This is a genomic window from Flavobacterium ginsenosidimutans (assembly GCF_003254625.1).
Lineage (GTDB): Bacteria > Bacteroidota > Bacteroidia > Flavobacteriales > Flavobacteriaceae > Flavobacterium > Flavobacterium ginsenosidimutans.
The window spans coordinates 1-272 of sequence record NZ_QJRJ01000013.1 but is presented as its reverse complement, the minus strand read 5'-3'; the positions used below and the strand labels follow the sequence as shown (position 1 = coordinate 272).

General features: G+C 45.2%; 1 protein-coding gene. It reads right to left on the bottom strand.

All coding sequences use genetic code 11. The annotated features are described in order from the left end of the window. On the bottom strand, positions 1-272 hold a 272-nt coding region (locus tag DM444_RS00055), incomplete at both ends, for a hypothetical protein (protein WP_162614871.1).

Sequence of the window (272 nt, the reverse complement as noted above, 5' to 3'; positions counted from 1 at the left end):
TTTAATGTCAATCCTGAAGGAAGTGTTCCGATAATCGTGAACGAAGCCTCGCCCGCGTTATTTCCGATTGTAACCGGATTTCCGTTTAATTTATCATTTGCTGCTAGTGATACTGTTGTTCCTCCAATATTTCCATTGATAGCTGTTGGCACATCTGCAACCGCATCAATTGCCGGAAGGCCAACCGTTACTTTTACAGTATTCGAACTGCAGTTTGCCGGATTCAGCTTCTCGCAGATTGTGTACGTCAGTTCGTAAGTTCCCGCAGGAGC